Annotated in this window: 19 protein-coding genes and 1 tRNA gene; 12 read left to right on the top strand and 8 right to left on the bottom strand. The window is 64.3% G+C overall.

Features of this window, described 5'->3' with window-relative positions; all coding sequences use genetic code 11:
- The first annotated feature begins 21 nt into the window (after positions 1-21).
- Entirely contained in the window at positions 22-1008 is a 987-nt protein-coding gene (locus VGT77_RS11135; RefSeq protein WP_327462542.1) for a type II secretion system F family protein, read from the top strand.
- 138 nt (positions 1009-1146) lie between these two features.
- Entirely contained in the window at positions 1147-1530 is a 384-nt protein-coding gene (locus VGT77_RS11140; protein ID WP_327462544.1) for a hypothetical protein, read from the top strand.
- Here VGT77_RS11140 and hslU read toward each other — a convergent pair.
- Complete coding sequence (gene hslU, locus VGT77_RS11145; RefSeq protein ID WP_327462546.1) at positions 1527-2828, bottom strand: ATP-dependent protease ATPase subunit HslU; 1302 nt, start codon at positions 2826-2828, stop codon at positions 1527-1529. The two genes, VGT77_RS11140 and hslU, sit on opposite strands and share 4 nt — an antisense overlap.
- Before the next feature lie 95 nt (positions 2829-2923).
- The gene (hslV, locus tag VGT77_RS11150; protein ID WP_327462548.1) at positions 2924-3487 is read right to left on the bottom strand and encodes an ATP-dependent protease subunit HslV; all 564 of its coding nucleotides are present in this window, start codon (positions 3485-3487) and stop codon (positions 2924-2926) included.
- 107 nt (positions 3488-3594) lie between these two features.
- On the opposite strand from hslV, the gene VGT77_RS11155 reads away from it, so the two are divergent.
- A complete protein-coding gene (locus VGT77_RS11155) occupies positions 3595-4899 on the top strand; it encodes a NupC/NupG family nucleoside CNT transporter (RefSeq protein ID WP_327462549.1) in 1305 nt (434 codons plus the stop codon).
- Here the strand turns inward: VGT77_RS11155 and VGT77_RS11160 are convergent.
- Genes VGT77_RS11160 through VGT77_RS11170 form a run of 3 tightly spaced genes read right to left on the bottom strand, consistent with a single transcriptional unit; the run spans position 4896 to position 6401 of the window.
- Positions 4896-5291 carry a type II toxin-antitoxin system VapC family toxin gene (locus VGT77_RS11160; RefSeq protein WP_327462551.1) on the bottom strand — a complete coding sequence of 132 codons (396 nt, stop codon included), beginning with the start codon at positions 5289-5291 and terminating at the stop codon, positions 4896-4898. The genes VGT77_RS11155 and VGT77_RS11160 overlap by 4 nt on opposite strands.
- The gene (locus VGT77_RS11165) at positions 5288-5530 is read right to left on the bottom strand and encodes a type II toxin-antitoxin system prevent-host-death family antitoxin (RefSeq protein ID WP_327462553.1); all 243 of its coding nucleotides are present in this window, start codon (positions 5528-5530) and stop codon (positions 5288-5290) included. The genes VGT77_RS11160 and VGT77_RS11165 overlap by 4 nt, the downstream gene beginning before the upstream one ends.
- A 31-nt stretch (positions 5531-5561) precedes the next feature.
- Positions 5562-6401, bottom strand: a complete 840-nt coding sequence (locus tag VGT77_RS11170) for an AraC family transcriptional regulator (protein WP_327462555.1) — start codon at positions 6399-6401, stop codon at positions 5562-5564.
- Positions 6402-6678: 277 nt separating this feature from the next.
- Between VGT77_RS11170 and VGT77_RS11175 the strand changes: the two genes are divergently transcribed.
- From VGT77_RS11175 to VGT77_RS11190, 4 genes are all read left to right on the top strand, one after another.
- Positions 6679-7923: a threonine ammonia-lyase gene (locus VGT77_RS11175; RefSeq protein ID WP_327462557.1), complete on the top strand. Its 1245-nt coding sequence runs from the start codon at positions 6679-6681 to the stop codon at positions 7921-7923.
- Between the two features lie 98 nt (positions 7924-8021).
- On the top strand, positions 8022-8768 hold the full coding sequence (locus tag VGT77_RS11180; RefSeq protein WP_327462559.1) for an arginyltransferase: 747 nt from the start codon (positions 8022-8024) through the stop codon (positions 8766-8768).
- Positions 8769-8884: 116 nt separating this feature from the next.
- Positions 8885-9610 (top strand): PEPxxWA-CTERM sorting domain-containing protein, encoded by a 726-nt coding sequence (locus tag VGT77_RS11185; protein WP_327462561.1) that lies wholly within the window; start codon positions 8885-8887, stop codon positions 9608-9610.
- A 223-nt stretch (positions 9611-9833) separates the two neighbouring features.
- A complete protein-coding gene (locus tag VGT77_RS11190) occupies positions 9834-10052 on the top strand; it encodes a hypothetical protein (protein WP_327462563.1) in 219 nt (72 codons plus the stop codon).
- Positions 10053-10108: 56 nt separating this feature from the next.
- Here VGT77_RS11190 and ctrA read toward each other — a convergent pair whose 3' ends face one another.
- Together ctrA and VGT77_RS11200 are read right to left on the bottom strand one after the other, a co-directional pair.
- Positions 10109-10816 (bottom strand): response regulator transcription factor CtrA, encoded by a 708-nt coding sequence (gene ctrA / locus VGT77_RS11195; protein WP_327462565.1) that lies wholly within the window; start codon positions 10814-10816, stop codon positions 10109-10111.
- 219 nt (positions 10817-11035) lie between these two features.
- Positions 11036-11111: transfer RNA gene (locus VGT77_RS11200), tRNA-Ala, on the bottom strand.
- 197 nt (positions 11112-11308) lie between these two features.
- On the opposite strand from VGT77_RS11200, the gene VGT77_RS11205 reads away from it, so the two are divergent.
- Both VGT77_RS11205 and VGT77_RS11210 read left to right on the top strand, forming a co-directional pair.
- The gene (locus VGT77_RS11205) at positions 11309-12286 is read left to right on the top strand and encodes a DUF2171 domain-containing protein (protein WP_327462567.1); all 978 of its coding nucleotides are present in this window, start codon (positions 11309-11311) and stop codon (positions 12284-12286) included.
- 168 nt (positions 12287-12454) lie between these two features.
- Positions 12455-13312 carry a TauD/TfdA family dioxygenase gene (locus VGT77_RS11210; protein ID WP_327462569.1) on the top strand — a complete coding sequence of 286 codons (858 nt, stop codon included), beginning with the start codon at positions 12455-12457 and terminating at the stop codon, positions 13310-13312.
- Here VGT77_RS11210 and ypfJ read toward each other — a convergent pair.
- Entirely contained in the window at positions 13309-14193 is an 885-nt protein-coding gene (gene ypfJ / locus VGT77_RS11215) for a KPN_02809 family neutral zinc metallopeptidase (RefSeq protein WP_327462570.1), read from the bottom strand. The genes VGT77_RS11210 and ypfJ overlap by 4 nt on opposite strands.
- Before the next feature lie 103 nt (positions 14194-14296).
- Between ypfJ and VGT77_RS11220 the strand changes: the two genes are divergently transcribed.
- The 3 genes from VGT77_RS11220 (at position 14297) to VGT77_RS11230 (ending at position 17191) form a co-directional block, all read left to right on the top strand.
- On the top strand, positions 14297-15082 hold the full coding sequence (locus VGT77_RS11220; protein WP_327462572.1) for a 3-hydroxybutyrate dehydrogenase: 786 nt from the start codon (positions 14297-14299) through the stop codon (positions 15080-15082).
- A 53-nt stretch (positions 15083-15135) separates the two neighbouring features.
- Positions 15136-15774, top strand: coding sequence for a DUF4893 domain-containing protein (locus tag VGT77_RS11225; protein ID WP_327462574.1), 639 nt, complete (start codon positions 15136-15138; stop codon positions 15772-15774).
- Between the two features lie 94 nt (positions 15775-15868).
- Positions 15869-17191, top strand: a complete 1323-nt coding sequence (locus tag VGT77_RS11230) for an amidohydrolase (RefSeq protein WP_414713390.1) — start codon at positions 15869-15871, stop codon at positions 17189-17191.
- Positions 17192-17223 lie beyond the last annotated feature (32 nt).

Here is a 17223-nt window from a genome sequence, read left to right on the forward strand (position 1 = left end):
GGTCATCGAGGACAGGCCCTGATGGAAGCGACCGGCCCCACTCTCCTTGGCATCGATGTTCTCTGGGTAGCGACGCTGCTGAGCGGCATCGCGACCTTCATGGTTCTGGTCGCGCTCTATGCGGTGACGACGGTGCGCGATCCGATGGCGCGGCGCGTCAAGGCGCTGGTCGACCGGCGCGAGCAGCTCAAGGCGGGCATCACCGCCTCCAGCTCGAAGCGGCGCGCCAAACTCAACGCCCGAAGCGAGACGACCGACCGCATGCGATCGCTGCTGTCGTCGCTGAAGGTGCTGCAGGACCAGCAGCTGAAGGCTGCCCAGATCAAGCTGATGCAGGCGGGCATCCGTTCCAAGGACGCCGCCATCGCCGTCATCTTCGGTCGCATGATGCTGCCGATCCTGTTCGGGCTGGGCGCCGTGGTGATGGTCTATCTGCTCGAATTCTGGCCCGAATGGGGCCCGTTCAAGCGGTTCATGGTGACTGCCGGCGCGCTGATCGGCAGCTACAAGGCGCCCGACATCTATCTGAAGAACCGGATCAGCAAGCGCAGCGACGCGATCCGCAAGGGACTGCCCGACGCGCTCGACCTGCTCGTGATCTGCGCCGAAGCCGGCCTGACGGTGGACGCCGCCTTCGGCCGCGTGGCACGGGAGTTGGGCAAGGGCTATCCCGAACTCGGCGACGAGTTCATGCTGACCTCCATTGAGCTCGGCTTCCTGACCGAGCGGCGCCAGGCTTTCGAGAACCTCGCCACGCGCGTCGATCTGGACGCGGTGCGCGGCGTGGTCACGACCATGATCCAGACCGAGAAATACGGCACCCCCCTCGCCTCTGCATTGCGCGTGTTGTCGGCCGAGTTCCGCAACGAACGGATGATGCGCGCAGAAGAAAAGGCTGCACGTCTGCCGGCGATCATGACCGTGCCGCTGATCTGCTTCATCCTGCCGGTGCTGTTCATCGTAATCCTCGGCCCGGCGGCCTGCTCGATCGCCGACAACTTCAAATGACGCGACCGTAGAGCCGCGTCATCCCGGCGCAGGCCGGGATCCACTCCACTATGGGCCCCGGCCTTCGCCGGGGAACAGAAAGGCGGAACGGCGGCGTCCTCTCCTTCGTTGTTCCAGCGGAACAGCGGGAGAGACGCCGTGGAGTTCACCACCGAAACCTGGATGATCCTGGGCCTGACGCTGGCCTTGGGCTGGCTGCTGGGGCTGATGTCCCGCTCAGGCGGCAAGAAATGGAAGCGCGAGCTGCACCGGGAACGCGAAGAGCATAAGTCCGCGATCCGCAACCGCGACGAGCAGATCGCCGCGCTGAAGAGCCGCGTGACCGGCTATGAGCGAACGCAGCCGGCGACGGCCTATCGAACCGACGCAGACGTGCGGGATAGCCGCCCAGACCTGCGACACGATGGCCGCGCCGACAATCTCGACTTGCGTCACCGCGAGCACGCGCCGCATGATCGCGATGCCGAGCTTCAGTCGCGCCGCAACCCGGACGGCACTCGGACCGTCCTGCCGCGCCCCTAAAGCACGTATTTCGAGAGATCGGTGTCGCGCGCGATCTCGCTCAACTGCGCTTCGACATAGGCGCGGTCGATCGTCAGCGTCTCTCCCTGACGATCTTCCGCGTCGAAGCTGACCTGCTCCAGCAGTTTTTCCATCACCGTCTGCAGGCGGCGCGCACCGATATTCTCGACCTGCGAGTTCACTTCGGCCGCGATGCGCGCAACGGCTGCAATGCCGTCGTCGGTGAAGTCGATCGTCACGCCTTCGGTGCCGAGCAGCGCCTTATACTGACCCGTCAGCGAGGCCTTGGTGTCGGTGAGGATGCGGACAAAGTCGGCTTCCGTCAGCGCCTTCAGCTCCACACGGATCGGCAGGCGGCCCTGCAGCTCCGGCAGCAGGTCGCTCGGTTTTGCAACATGGAAGGCACCTGACGCGATAAAGAGGATGTGATCGGTCTTCATCGGCCCGTATTTGGTCGCGACGGTCGTGCCCTCGATCAACGGCAGCAGGTCGCGTTGCACGCCCTCGCGGCTGACGGAGCCGCCGCGCACATCGCTGACTGCGATCTTGTCGATCTCGTCGAGGAACACGATGCCATTGGCTTCCGCATCGGCCAGCGCCTGGCGGCTGACTTCATCCTGATCGAGCCGCTTGTCAGCCTCTTCCTCCAGCAATTTGTCCCAGGCGGCACGGACGTTGAGCTTGCGCTTCTTCAGCTGCCCGCCGCCCAGCGCCTTGGACATCATGTCGGACAGGTTGATCATGCCGACCTGCCCGCCCATGCCTGGGATCTCGAACGGCATATTCGGCTGGGCCGATAGTTCGATCTCGACTTCCTTGTCGTCGAGCACGCCTTCATCGAAGCGCTGGCGGAAGGCGGCGCGGGTCGCCTCGGACGATCCCTTGCCGGTGAGCGCATCGAGCAGCCGCTCCATCGCGGCGGCCTCGGCCTTGTCGATCACGGCCTGGCGGCGGCGTTCCTTTTCCAGGCGGATTGCTTCCTCCACCAGATCGCGGGCGATCTGCTCCACGTCGCGGCCCACATAGCCCACCTCGGTGAACTTGGTCGCCTCGACCTTCACGAACGGGGCGTCGGCGAGCTTCGCCAAGCGCCGGCTGATCTCCGTCTTGCCGCAGCCGGTGGGCCCGATCATCAGGATGTTCTTGGGCGTGACTTCGTCCCGCAGCTCGGGGGGCAGCTTCTGCCGCCGCCAGCGATTGCGGAGCGCGACCGCAACGGCGCGCTTGGCGTCCGCCTGGCCGATGATGTGCGCATCCAGCGCAGCGACGATGGCTTTCGGGGTCAAACTGTCATTCATAACGAACACCGGCTGGCCTGAGCTTGTCGAAGGCCTGTCTTCGCGAGCTCAGAAAGGGAAAAGCAGGGCTTCGACAAGCTCAGCCCGGACGGAGCTTAGGTGGCGCTGTCCAGACTCTCGATCGTGAGCTGGTCGTTGGTGTAGACGCAGATATCGGCCGCGACGGCCATTGCCTTACGCGCGAGCGTTTCCGCATCCGGCTCATATTCTGCGAGCGCGCGGGCCGCAGCGAGCGCGTAATTGCCGCCAGAGCCGATCGCGGCAATGCCGTTCAGCGGTTCCAGCACATCGCCATTGCCGGTGAGGATCAGCGACACGTCCTTGTCGGCGACGATCATCAGCGCTTCGAGGTTGCGCAGATACTTGTCGGTCCGCCAGTCCTTGGCGAGTTCCACCGCGGCACGCAGCAGCTGCCCGTGATGCTGCTCCAGCTTACGCTCCAGCCGCTCGAAGAGGGTGAAGGCGTCCGCCGTCGCGCCGGCAAAGCCGCCGATGACGCTGCCGTCGCCAAGCTTCCTGACCTTGCGTGCATTGGGTTTCATGACCGTCTGGCCCATGGAGACCTGGCCGTCGCCGACGATGACGACCCTGCCGCCCTTGCGAACCGAAAGGATGGTGGTGCCGTGCCACTGCACGAGCCCGTGTTCATTCCCGCTCATGGCGCGCGATATGGGAGGGGTGCGGCGGCGCTGCAACGCCCCCAAAATTCCGCTGGCGAGCCGGCCACGGCTGTGCCACCCGGAGCCGCCGTGAGGGGAGCTATCACTTGAATCGCTATCTGATTGGGATTGCAGGCATTGTCCTGATCCTGGCCGTTGCGCTGCTGTTGTCGACCAATCGCCGGGCGATCCGGCTGCGCGTCGTGCTGCCGGCCTTTGCGCTGCAGGCCGGGTTCGCGTTGCTCGTGCTCGGCACAGAGTGGGGCCGAACGGTGATCGAAGCGATGTCGCGCGGCGTCTCCAACCTGCTCGGCTATGCCAAGGCGGGGACCGACTTCATCTTCGGCCCGCTCGCCTCGCCGGAGATGGGCGCGAACAGCTTCGCGATCGCCGCCCTCCCGGTCATCATCTTTTTCGCCTCGCTGATCTCGATCCTCTATTATCTCGGCGTCATGCAGCAGATCGTCCGCTGGGTCGGCGGCGCGATCCGGCTGGTGACCGGCATTACCCGCGTCGAGAGCCTGGGTTCGGCTGCGAACATCTTCGTCGGCCAGTCGGAAAGCCCGCTGGTCGTGCGGCCTTATCTGGCGAGCCTGACGCCGCCCCAGCTCTTCTGCCTGATGACGGTCGGCATGGCCGGCGTCGCCGGCACGATCCTGGGCGCCTATGCCTCGATGATCGGCGCGCAGCTGCTGCCTTATCTGCTGGCCGCCAGCTTCATGTCGGCGCCGGGCGGCGTGCTGATGGCCAAGATCATGATGCCGGACGAGAAGGCGACGCCCGAGCCCGACGAGATCGCGCTGCCGCACGCACGAGTCAGCGCCGAAGGTCCGGCGGCGCTCCTCCCCGAAGCCGCTCCGCATCCGACGCCGCCCGCACCGGAAGAGGAAGAGCGCCCGGCAAACATCATCATGGCGGCCGCGCAAGGGGCCCAAACAGGCGTGAAGCTTGCGGTCGCCGTCGGTGCGATGGTGCTGGCGTTCGTGGCGCTGGTGGCGCTCGCGAATGGACTGCTCGCGGGCGTCGGTGCCTGGTTCGGCCGTCCCGACCTCTCCTTCCAGATGCTGCTCGGCTATATCTTCCGTCCGGTCATGTTCATGCTGAACGTGCCTTGGAACGAAGCCGGCGTCGCCGGCGGCCTGTTCGGCACCAAGATGGTGTTGAACGAGTTCGTCGCCTTTATCGAACTCGGCAAGATCCAGAACACCCTCTCGCCGCAAACGGTGGCGGTGGTGACCTTCGCGCTGTGCGGCTTCGCTAACTTCAGCTCGATCGCCATCCAGATGGCGGTTACCGGCAATCTGGCGCCCAACCAGCGCCCGGTGATCGCTCGCCTCGGGCTGCGCGCCCTCGTTGCCGGCAGCCTCGCCAACCTGATGAGCGCCGCACTCGCCGGGTTGATCTTGGGCTAGACTACCAAAACCGCAGCCCCGTAGGCACCCAGGACGGTGTCAACAGTTAACAGTCTCATCGGCTCTGCTTGAGCTTGGGCGACCAGCAGGCGATCAAACGGATCGTTGTGAACAGGCGGCAGATGGTCGAGCATGGCTGCATGCTCTGCAGTCACGGAGAGGAGCGGCAAGCCCGCCCGACCGAGTTCATCAAGCAGCTCCTGACCCGACACGATTCCGCTCTGCCCTTCCCGCACTCGCTTGCTATGTTTGATCGCGACCTCCCAGACCGCCACGGCGCTACCAAAAACCTGGTTGCTCGGCTCCATCAGCAGATCGTGTGCACGGCGAGGAATTCGCTCGGGCTCGGTTACCAACCAGACTGCGAGATGCGTATCGAGCAGCAGCCTCAATCGGCGTCACCATAGAAGAGCTGGGCAATCTCTTCATTGTCCGCGTCAAAATCGCCGGGCAGAGAGAACTTTCCGCGTGCCAGGCCAAGGCGCAATGGCTTGCGCGCGGCGATCGGGACAATCCGGGCGGCCGGCCGGCCATTGCGCGCGAGCACGATTTCCGTTTCGACACCGCTCTCGATCGCATCGACCAGTTGCGATAGCCGGCTTTTCGCCTCGTGCATGTTCACATAGCCCATATGCGACACTTAGCTAAGTCGGACTAATCTTTCAAGCTTCTGCCACCAGCGGGGCCACCTGGCCGGCAAAGGCGGTGCGCTTCATCGTCAGCTTAGTGAGTTCGTTGAGGTCACCCTGGATCCGCGTGGGCGTGACACCGGTAAAGCGTTTGATTTCGCGGATGCAATGCGATTGATCGTAGAATCCCTGGGTCAGCAGCTCCGCAGTGCTCGCCTCGCCCTTCGCCAGCACCACGGCGGCCCGGAGCGCGCGGTATTTGCGGGAGAGGAGTTTGGGCGGGCAGCCGTAGAGGCGCTTGCATAGCCGCTCGACCTGGCGGCGAGAGAGGCGCGTGGCGGCAACGAGATCGTCCACTTCGGGGCTCAGGCTCGACTCAAGCCACTCGTCGACCGTGCGCGTGAACCAGCGCGGCAGCTCATTGCCCCGCTCTACAAGGGTGCGGACCAGCGCGTTGCCGATTGCCACGCGCTCTTCAAGCGTTTCCACCGCTCGGAGCTGATCGAGAACGTCGCGCACGTCGCGCCCGAACAGCTCCGTGCCATCGACGACCCGGTTCGTCAGCGTCGACGCATCGATTGCGATCATCGCACCCCAGCCGGACGGCAGCAGGCCGGCGCCGAACACTTCGGCCGGCCCATCAACGCAGACATGGGTGACGCCCATGGTGGGTCCGACGACCTGGATCTCCGGCGCTTCCTGCACATGACCGTCGGCGAAGCGGTAATGGCCGCTGCCTTTCAGCTGGAAGCGAAGCTGGGCCAGGTCGGCGCGATCGTCGTCTTCGAACCGCGGCACATTGACGCGGAAGTTGTAGAAGACGGAGACGAACTCCTTCAGCGCCGCATCCGGTGCGGCATAGTCCAGAGACACAGCATCCACGAAAAGGCGCGCCCCGTTTTGTTCTGGGACTGCCTGCATAGACGCTCAAAATGACTCAAAAAAGTGGCCCGGCTGAAACTGATTCAGCCGGGCCGTAAAGGAAAAGAACCCCCAAGATCGGGAGCCCTTCGGGTCGCATCTCCTGACTAACCGCAGCCAGGCCGAGTCGGATAGGACAGAATCGACATAAGTCGTGCTTTAACGCTCGATGAACCAACAAAATTGCAGCGGGAATGACAGGCGGTGCCGCTACGGCTAATGCACCCTTATGGCCACTGCATCGAAGCTTCCGCCCGAGACCCTGCCCGTTGATCTCGCCGACATTCAGGCAGCGGCGGCGCGGATCGGCGGGTCGGTGGTGCGTACGCCGACGCTGCACAGCCAGACCCTGTCGCAGCTGACCGGCGCCCGCGTCTGGCTGAAGTTCGAGAATCACCAATTCACCGCCGCTTACAAGGAGCGAGGCGCGCTCAACACGCTGCTGCAGATGAGCCCGGAAGCGCGCGCTAAGGGCGTGATCGCCGCCTCAGCCGGCAATCATGCGCAGGGCCTTGCCTATCACGGCCATCGGCTCGGTATTCCAGTGACGATCGTGATGCCGAAGCCGACGCCGACGGTGAAAGTCACGCAGACCGAAAGCCATCATGCGACGGTGATCCTCGAAGGCGAGACCTTCGACGCGGCCTATGCTCATGCGCGGCAGCTGGAAGCCGAGCGCGGGCTCACCTTCGTTCATCCCTTCGACCACCCGCACATCATCGCCGGCCAGGGCACGGTGGCGCTGGAGATGCTGGCCGACGCGCCAGGCATCGACACTTTGGTGGTGCCGATCGGCGGCGGTGGCTTGCTCTCCGGCATGGGAACGGCCGCCCGTGGGTTGAAGCCAGGTATCGAGCTGATCGGCGTCCAGGCGGAGCTCTATCCGTCCATGTACGCGGCGCTGAAGCAGGTGGACTTGCCCTGCGAAGGCGACACGCTGGCCGAAGGCATCGCCGTCAAGCAGCCGGGCACGCTGACGCGCCGCTTCGTCGAGGCGCTCGCCGACGAGATCCTGCTCGTGTCCGAACGCGACCTGGAGAAGTCGGTCAGCCTGCTCCTCCAGATCGAGAAGACGGTGGTCGAGGGCGCCGGCGCCGCCGGCCTTGCTGCCCTTCTCGCCCATCCCGAGCGATTCGCCGGACGTGAGGTCGGTATCGTGCTCTGCGGCGGCAATATCGACACGCGTCTGCTGGCGAACGTGCTGCTGCGCGACCTTGCGCGGTCGGGCCGCCTCGCTCGCCTGCGCGTGCGGCTGCAGGACCGGCCCGGCGCTCTATTCAACGTCGCCCGCATCTTCCACGAGCAGCAGGTCAACATCATCGAGGTCTATCACCAGCGTGTCTTCACCACGCTTCCGGCGAAAGGACTGATCACCGATATCGAGTGCGAAACCCGCGATTCCGCGCACCTCGATCGGCTGATGCAGGCGCTTCGGGCCGCCCACTACGAAGTCAGCACCGTCGAACTCGCCTGAAAGAGGGTAAACCGGCTTTTCATTGCATCGCCGGTAACCGATAGTGCGTTTGTAAATGCGTCGCCGGGGGAGGACACCCGCGCCAGAGAGGGCCTGACGTGAGCGCACCATTTCGCTTTCCGCGATTCTTCGTCACCAGCCCCAATCCGTGCCCCTATCTGCCCGGCAAGTTCGAGCGGAAGGTGTTCACCGAACTGAGCGGACCACACGCCGCGGAGCTGAACGATGCGCTTGGCCGGATCGGCTTCCGCCGCAGTCAAAGCGTCGCCTATCGTCCCAGCTGCCCGGACTGCCATGCCTGCGTTTCGATGCGCGTCGTTGCCGACGAATGGCAGCCGAGCGGGACGCAGAAGCGGATCCTGAAGCGCAATCGCGACCTGGAAGTGACCGCCTGCCGCCCATGGTCCACCGACGAGCAGTTCCAGCTGCTCCGGCGCTACCTTTCCGCTCGGCATCCCGGCGGCGGCATGTCGAACATGGACGAGATGGACTATGCCGACATGGTCGAGCAGACGCCCGTCAACACCCAGATCATCGAGTATCGCGAGCCGCGCAAGGGTTTCGCGCCCGGCCGCCTGATCGGCGCTTGCCTGACGGACACCCAATGCGACGGGCTGTCGATGATCTACAGCTTTTACGACGCCGACCATGAAGAGCGGCCGAGTCTTGGCAGCTTCATCATCATGGATCATATCCAGCGCGCCCGCGCAGCCGGCCTGCCCTATGTCTATCTGGGCTATTGGGTCCGCGGGTCCCGCCGCATGGCCTATAAGGCGCGCTTCCAGCCGGTCGAGCGGCTCGGCGGCGATGGCTGGGAACGTTTCGAGCCCGAGCAGGACGGCTGACGCCGAACGGTCACGAGTCCGTCAACCAACTGTTAACCATCCGACACGGTCCCGACTTCGAGCGCGCTGCCCCACCCTTGGCATGCGAATGGCAGGCCATCATCCAGGGGTATGACATGATACAAATTCTGAAAACGAGCGCAGCGATCGGCGGCGCGCTTCTTTTTTCGGCTGCCGGTGGCACCGCGGCCAGCGCCGCGATCATCCAGAATTTCGACAGCGGCTGGTACACCAACAGCGGCTTCACTGCCGGCGTGAACAACATCAACGTCGGGTCGAGCAACCTGAATGGTGCGGTGTACCGCAACTGGCTCGCCTTCAACATATCGGGTCTGGCACCCAATCAGAAGATCACGTCCGCCACTCTTACCTTCTATGGCGGTAATGGCGTTAACACGTCTTCGACCAGCGAGACCCTGGGCCTTTTCGATTACACCGGCAGCATCGCTTCCCTGATCGCGAACTCGCAGAATAACGTCGGCATCTTCACCGATCTTGGGGATGGCAGCAGCTATGGATCGGCCGTGGTTGCTCCCGGCGCCATCCAGCAATTTTCGATCCCGCTGAACCAGGCTGCGATTTCAAACCTGAACATAGCGGCGCAGAACAAGAGCGACTCCCGTTTCGTGATCGGCGGCTCCCTCCAGTCGATCAGCGGCCCGTTCGCCAACGAGCAGCTGTTCGCGATTTTTGGCCCGCGCGTGGCACTCACCCCAGCGGCGGCGCTGGAGATCGATATTGCGACCGTGCCGGAACCGGCGAGCTGGGCGATGATGATTGCGGGCTTTGGCATGGCCGGAACGGCAGTGCGCCGCCGTCAGACGAAAGTCCGTTTCGCCTGATTTCGGAACAGTGTTGGACGGGGGCGCGGCGCTGCCGCGCCCCCGTTCGCTTGCCGGGCATTGGAACGGGTCCGCGAATCGCGAGTTGAAATCGTCCGAACTAAGAAGACGGTCGACGATAAGGTTAACGACACGACAATATGGGTTAATGCACTTTAGCCATATTTCAGTTGTGCTAAGTTGAAAGCAGTTGAAATGGCGCCGTCGTGTAGAGGAGGTGCTGGTGCGTACTGAAACTGTTCAGCCGCTGAACCTGGTACAGCGTGGATATCAGGTGGTTTATCATCCGGGCGAGACGAACCGTTGCCCCGGCTGTGGCCATAGCAATTGGCTGATCGGGCGCGTTTCGGCGCAATGCGGCTTTTGCGGCACGGCGCTTGCCCTGGCGCTTACCGCACCCGGCCTGATGCTCCACGAAGAGCAATACGCCCTCGCCAGCTGATACGAAAAAGGCCGGCAGGTTGCCCCGCCGGCCCTTCCACCCCGCTCGGGTGATCGTCAGGCTGCGACCGTGACCGGCGCCTGTTCTTCCTGCGGATCCCGCAGCACGTAACCGCGGCCCCATACAGTCTCGATGTAATTGTCGCCGCCGCAGGCCAGGCTGAGCTTCTTGCGCAGCTTGCAGATGAAGACGTCGATGATCTTCAGTTCCGGCTCGTCCATGCCGCCGTAAAGGTGGTTCAGGAACATTTCCTTGGTGAGCGTGGTGCCCTTGCGGAGCGAGAGCAGCTCCAGCATCGCATATTCCTTGCCGGTCAGGTGCACGCGGGCCCCATCGACCTCGACCGTCTTGGCGTCGAGATTGACCGCCAGCTTGCCGGTGCGGATGACCGACTGGCTGTGACCCTTCGAGCGGCGGACCACCGCATGGATGCGTGCAACGAGCTCGTCACGATGGAAAGGCTTGGTGACGTAATCGTCGGCGCCGAAGCCGAACGAACGGACCTTCGAGTCCATCTCGGAAACGCCCGACAGGATCAGCACGGGCGTGGACACTTTCGACGTGCGAAGCTTCTTCAGCACGTCATAGCCGTGCATGTCCGGCAGGTTCAGATCGAGGAGGATGATGTCGTAATCATAGAGTTTGCCGAGATCGAGGCCTTCCTCGCCCAGGTCCGTCGTATAGACGTTCAGACCTTCGGCATTCAGCATCATCTCGATCGCCTTGGCGGTCGTCGGCTCGTCTTCAATCAGCAGAACGCGCATATTTGCTGCCCCTCAGCTACCGGGCGCGGCGACCCCGCTTACGCCCGTCTGCTTCATTAACCAGTTAACCTTTGAGCCGAAACCGTTAATATACGGTAAATCGATCACTTAGCGGCTACGGGGCAGAAACAGTCAGAACTGTTGCGCGCAAAGCACAGGGCCGAAAGCCTGCGGGCCGCTCTCGCCTGCACGCTAAAACGCTCTATCGACTCGGGAAAATGGTGGAGCCGAGGGGGATCGAACCCCTGACCTCGTCATTGCGAACGACGCGCTCTCCCAGCTGAGCTACGGCCCCGCACCATCATCATCGACGCGGCCGGACCGCGCGAAGCAGCGCCCTTACTCGCGCCTCCGGCCCGATGCAACACGCTTCGTCGCAGCACCAAACTCGTTCCGGAACCAACCTGTATCAGCATGCGCTTCTATCGCCGGAGGTGCGCGGGCGGCGCATGCCCGCGCCGTGCTTCCTCGACAATGCGAAGGAGAGCAAAAGTGGCAGACAGAGACGACCGGTATCGCGGCTATGGCAGCCCCAGCGGGCGCTATTACGAGAACCGCGAATATGATCGCGATGCGCGCGAACGTGGTTCCTATGGCGGCGATCGCGGCCGCGGCGAATGGCGCGGCGACGGACGCGACAATGACCGCGGCTTCTTCGAACGCGCAGGCGAGGAAATCCGCTCCTGGTTCTCCGACGATGACGATCGTGGCGGCCGCTATGGCGGCGAAGATGATCGGGGGCGTTCGCGCTCCGACGATCGCACCCGCGGCTATGGCTGGGGCAGCATGATGTCCGGCCAGGGCGGACGCGACCAGGACCGGGATGATCGTCCTCCCCAGACTTATCGCGGCGAACCGACGAGCGGCGGTTATGATTACAGCCGCAGCGAGTGGCGTGGCCGCAGCGGCGGCTATGAGGCCGGGGGTTCGCGCTATGGTGCGACTTCGGGTTACGGGGCCGGCTCCGCCGGGAACCAGTTCAGCCGGGGCGACGATCGCGGCTCGCTCCCGCATGACGACCATTATCGGGAATGGCGCAATCATCAGCTGTCCGAGTTCGACCGCGACTATGAGGAATATCGCCGTGAGAACCGCGACAAATTTCACAGCGAGTTCTCGAACTGGCGCGGTCAGCGCCAGCAGCAACGCTCCAGCCTGCGCCAAGCCAAGGAACATATGGAAGTGGTCGGGTCGGACGGGCAGCCGGTCGGCACGGTCGACAAGATCGCCGGAGACAAGATCATCCTGACCAAGAGCGGCGCCGGGGCCGGTGGCCACCACCACTCGATTCCCTGCTCGTGGATCCAGTCGGTCGATGACAAGGTGACGATCAACAAGACGGCCGAGCAGGCCCGCCAGCAATGGACAGACGAGGAGAATCGTCGCGCACTGTTCGAGAGTGACGAACAGCGTCAAAACGACGGCCCACACATTCTCGATCGCAGCTTCTCGGGGACATACGAGCGCTAAGCCAAAGAGCATGAAGAGGGGCCCGGAGCATGCTTCCGGGCCTCATTCCTGTCATCCCGAACTTGTTTCGGGATAAGCTGGCCGCCTAGAAACCGCTGGACCCCTTATGCTGAAACAAGTTCAGCATGACGGAATGGGAGAGGCGATGCAGCGCGAGCTTGTCCAGCTGTGATTCGAGTCGAACCGAGCAAACAGGTCTGTGGCGCTACGGTCACCGGCATCGACCTGCGCCGTCCACTCGCGCCAGACGATGTGTGCGCGATCCGCGCCGCCTGGCTGGAGCATCACGTTCTCGCCTTTCCAGACCAGCCGATCGGCGATGACGATCTCGAACGGTTCACCCTCGCGTTCGGCGGGTTCGGCGAGGACCCGTTCATCGCACCGATCCCCGGTCGCGAGCACATCATCGCGGTCAAGCGGCTGGCCGGTGAGACGCGCCCGCTCTTCGCGGAGAACTGGCATACCGACTGGAGCTTCCAGCCCCGTCCGCCCGCCGGCACCTGCCTCTACGGCATCACCATCCCGCCGCACGGCGGCGATACGCTTTTCGCCGACCAGCACGCAGCTCTGGACGCCATGCCGTCACAACTCCGTGCCCGGTGCGAAGACCTGGTGGCGATCCATTCGGCCGGCAACGCCTATGCGCCGTCAGGCTTCTATGGAGAAGCCGACATAGGGCGGAGCATGGATATTCGCCCCTCAGACACCGCCCGCGCGACCCAGCGCCATCCGCTCATCCGCAATCATCCCGAAACCGGCCGCCCCGGCCTGTTCGGCTGCGTCGGCTATATCATCGGCTTTGAAGGACTGGACCAGAAGGAAAGCCGCGCGCTGCTGATCGAGCTGCTGCAATGGCAGACGCAGGATCGCTTCGTCTATCGGCACCGGTGGCAGCCGAACATGCTGGTGATGTGGGACAATCGCTCGTTGCTGCATCGCGCCACCGGCGGCTATGACGACCATGACCGCCTTCTTCACCGCACCACAATCGCGGACGATCCGGCTTTCTATCTCGCCGCAGCCTAGACCGCGCCGCTGAAGGTGTCGCACACCGCCGGGTTACCACTCTCCAGCCCGCGGCGGAGCCAGGCCATGCGCTGTTCAGCCGAGCCATGGGTGAAGCTTTCCGGCACGACCCGGCCCTGTCCCGCCTTCTGCAGCGTGTCGTCACCGATTTGGTGTGCGGCGCGCAGCCCTTCCTCGACGTCGCCGGGCTCCAGCCGCGCTCGGTTCTGCGCGGCCCACACGCCGGCATAGCAATCCGCCTGCAGTTCGACGCGGACCTGCATGGCGTTGCCCTCGGCCTGGCTCGCGCGTTGCTGGAAATCGTGCGATTTCTGCAACGTGCCCTGCAGCCCCTGCACGTGATGTCCGACTTCGTGCGCGATCACATAGGCTTGAGCAAAGTCGCCGGCCGCTCCGAACTTCTGCGACAGCTCGCGATAGAAGTCCGTGTCGAGATAGATGCTCTGATCGGTCGGACAATAGAATGGCCCCATCGCCGATTGTGCCGCACCGCAGCCGGACTGGCCGCGGCCGCTATAGAATTGAAGTTTCGTCGGCGTGTAGCTCTGGCCGGCCTGCTGGTAGAGCCGCGCCCAGGTGTCTTCCGTGCTGGCGAGCACCTGACAGGAAAAGCGGCTCGCTGCATCGACCGAGCAGATCTCCGCGGGAGTCTTGCCGCCCTGCTGCTGTGCGGGAGAGATGGCGCGCTGCCCACCGCCACCGAACAGGCCGAGCATCCAAGCGCCGATCAGCACCACTGCGACGCCGCCGATGCCGAAGCGCGAGCCGACCAGGCTTAAGATCAAGCCGAGCCCGCCGCCCAGCCCTCCTCCGAAACCGCCGCCGCCCATGCCGCGCTGATCGCCGACATTGCTGCTGGTCCGATAATCGTCGAGGCGCATGGGCGAAGCTCCTGAGGTTCGCGGCTAGAATGCGTAGGCAGCCCTCCCAGTTGCAAGCGCACAACGAATGACGGATTGGTGCTTCCACACGCATGGAGAAGCTATGTTCCTGAAAGGCAAAACCGCACTCGTCACCGGCTCCACGTCCGGCATCGGCCTTGCCTATGCCAAGGCGCTGGCGGCCGAGGGCGCGGCGGTGATGATCAACGGCTTCGGCGACGCGCAGACGATCGAACGCGAGCGCGCCCAGTTGACGGAGGCAAGCGGCGCCCAGGCGCTCTATTCCGACGCTGACATGAGCGACCCGCAGGCGATCGCCGCCATGGTGCAGCGCTGCGCCGAGGAGCTGGGCGGGCCGGACATCGTCATTTCCAATGCGGGCATTCAGCACGTTTCTCCGGTCGACCAGTTTCCGGTCGACAGATGGGATGCGATCATCGCGATCAACCTGAGCTCGACCTTTCACCTGATGCGCGCCGCCGTTCCGCTGATGCGCGCCAAGGGCTGGGGGCGAATCATCACCACGGCATCGGCCCATTCGCTGGTCGCGAGCCCCAACAAGTCGGCCTATGTGGCGGCCAAGCACGGCGTGGTTGGCCTGACGAAATCGGTTGCCCTCGAGGCGGCGAAGACCGGCGTCACCGTCAACTGCATCAGCCCGGGCTATGTCTGGACGCCTTTGGTCGAAAATCAGATCCCCGACACGATGCGCACTCGCGGCCTCACCCGCGACCAGGTGATCAACGATGTGCTGCTGGCGGCGCAGCCGACGAAGCAGTTCGTCCAGCCCGAACAAGTCGCCGCGCTCGCCCTGTTTCTGTGCCGCGACGAGGCGGCACAGATCACCGGCGCCAATCTGTCGGTCGATGGCGGCTGGACGGCCGCCTGACCGGGCTGACTCTCGCTTTCCGCTTCACTAGAGTGAGCGAAAAGAGAGGTCGCATGAACAAGGCTGTGCTGATTGCCGCCTGCGCGTTGCTGGTTGGCTGCGCGCGTGGCGGTGCCGTGGAGAGTGCTGCGAGCGCCGTGCCCGACTGGAGGAACGTCGCGACGCCGGCCGACCGCGCGCGCCTGCGCGGGTGGCGAACGGCTTTCGTCACCGGCCTGAATCAGGCGCGATCCGCTGGTCATGCAGCGGAGATCGCTCGGGAAGGTCCGCTGCTTGACCCCGATGCCGGGCGGACCGCACGGCCTGCCACCGGCGACTATCGCTGCCGTGTCATCAAGCTCGGCGTAAAGGGGCAAGGCGGTCTCCCCTATGTCGCTTACCCGCCCTTCATGTGCCGGATCGATGATGAGGGCGGGGTCGCGAGCTTTACCAAACTGACCGGCTCGCAGCGGCCTGTCGGCGTGATCCTTGGCAGCCCGCAGCGGCATGTTTTCCTCGGCACGCTGGTGCTCGGCGACGAGAAGCGCGCGCTGGACTATGGCCGCGACCATGAGCGAGACCTGATCGGCGCCGTCGAAGCGCTGCCCGACGGCCGCTGGCGCCTGATCATGCCCTACCCCCATTACGAAAGCCTGATCGACGTGATCGAGCTGGTGCCTACCTCGCCAACTCCTGAACACCGTCCGGGCTGAGCCTGTCGAAGCCCTGTTCTTCTTTACGACCGAGCAAGGAAGTGCAGGCCTTCGACAAGCTCAGGACGAATGGGCTAAGTTGGCAGCATCCTTTCTGGAGACCCTTGTGCGTTCCTTAGCCCTCCTCCCCCTCCTCTTCGCCGCTCCCGCTTTCGCCCAGCCCGACATCCGCGCGGACGTTGCGAAGGACCTGCAGTCGCTGATCACCATCTACCGCGACCTCCACGCCAATCCCGAGCTGTCGGGGCAGGAGAAGCGCTCAGCCGCCATCCTAGCCGCCGAAGCGAAGAAGGCGGGCTTCGAGGTGACGACCGGTGTCGGCGGGCACGGTGTGGTTGCCGTCATGAAGAACGGTCCTGGCCCGGTTGTCATGCTCCGCGCCGACATGGACGCGTTGCCGGTGGCGGAGCAGACCGGTCTACCCTTCGCCAGCAAGGTCAAGGCGGCGGGCGGCGATGGCCAGCCGACGCCGGTGATGCACGCCTGCGGCCACGACACGCACATGTCCGCATGGATCGGCACTGCCCGGCGCATGGCGGCGCTTAAGGGAAGCTGGTCCGGCACCCTCGTGATGATCGGCCAGCCGGCCGAGGAGACGATCGAGGGCGCGAAGGCGATGCTGAAGGACGGGCTGTTCACCCGCTTCCCCAAGCCGCAATTCGTCATCGGCTTCCACGACTCGGCTTCGCTGCCGGCCGGCACGGTTGGCTACACGGCGGGCTATGCGCTCGCTGCCGTCGACTCGATCGACATATTGGTAAAGGGCGTCGGCGGCCATGGCGCGGCGCCGGCGACCGCCAAGGACCCGATCGTGCTCGCATCTCGGATCGTCACCACATTGCAGACGCTCGCTGCGCGTGAGATCGACCCGCAGGACGCGGTGGTGGTCACGGTCGGCTCCATTCATGGCGGCACCAAGCACAACATCATCCCGTCAGAAGTGAAGCTGCAGCTGACGGTCCGCAGTTATTCGCCCGAGACGCGCACCAAACTGCTCGACGGCATCAAGCGCATCGCGCGCGGCGAAGCGATCGCGGCGGGCCTGCCCGACGAGTTGATGCCGGTCGTGTCCAGCTTTGGCCCTGCGGGCGTCTCCACCTTCAACTCCGAAGAACTGACGAACCGCCTGGGCAAGGTCTTCGCCACCCGCTTCGGACAGAACCGTGTGCAGGCAATCAAGGCGTCGATGGTGAGCGAGGACTTTCCCGAGTTCCGCCTCGCCGATCCGGACAACATCCAGTCGACCATCTTCTGGGTCGGCGGGGTTCCCCGCGCCAAATGGGACGCGGTGAACGGCGATCCCGCGCGACTGCCGTCGCTCCACAGCCCGTTCTGGGCGCCCGACGCCGAGGCCGTAATCGGCACCGCGACGGAGGCGATGACCGCGGCGGCAACCGAGGTGCTGGGGAAGAGATGAGTGCAAGCCCCTCCCCTGAAGGGGAGGGGTGA

The organism is Sphingomonas sp. (genome assembly GCF_035944535.1).
Classification (GTDB): Bacteria; Pseudomonadota; Alphaproteobacteria; order Sphingomonadales; family Sphingomonadaceae; genus Sphingomonas_B.

Excerpts from the sequence above, each read along its gene's own strand:
- VGT77_RS11135 (WP_327462542.1), top strand. The coding sequence starts at position 22 with ATGGAAGCGACCGGCCCCACTCTCCTTGGCATCGATGTTCTCTGGGTA.
- hslU (WP_327462546.1), bottom strand. The coding sequence starts at position 2,828 with ATGAATGACAGTTTGACCCCGAAAGCCATCGTCGCTGCGCTGGATGCG.
- hslV (WP_327462548.1), bottom strand. The coding sequence starts at position 3,487 with ATGAGCGGGAATGAACACGGGCTCGTGCAGTGGCACGGCACCACCATC.
- VGT77_RS11165 (WP_327462553.1), bottom strand. The coding sequence starts at position 5,530 with ATGGGCTATGTGAACATGCACGAGGCGAAAAGCCGGCTATCGCAACTG.
- VGT77_RS11175 (WP_327462557.1), top strand. The coding sequence starts at position 6,679 with ATGGCCACTGCATCGAAGCTTCCGCCCGAGACCCTGCCCGTTGATCTC.
- VGT77_RS11185 (WP_327462561.1), top strand. The coding sequence starts at position 8,885 with ATGATACAAATTCTGAAAACGAGCGCAGCGATCGGCGGCGCGCTTCTT.
- ctrA (WP_327462565.1), bottom strand. The coding sequence starts at position 10,816 with ATGCGCGTTCTGCTGATTGAAGACGAGCCGACGACCGCCAAGGCGATC.
- ypfJ (WP_327462570.1), bottom strand. The coding sequence starts at position 14,193 with ATGCGCCTCGACGATTATCGGACCAGCAGCAATGTCGGCGATCAGCGC.
- VGT77_RS11220 (WP_327462572.1), top strand. The coding sequence starts at position 14,297 with ATGTTCCTGAAAGGCAAAACCGCACTCGTCACCGGCTCCACGTCCGGC.
- VGT77_RS11225 (WP_327462574.1), top strand. The coding sequence starts at position 15,136 with ATGAACAAGGCTGTGCTGATTGCCGCCTGCGCGTTGCTGGTTGGCTGC.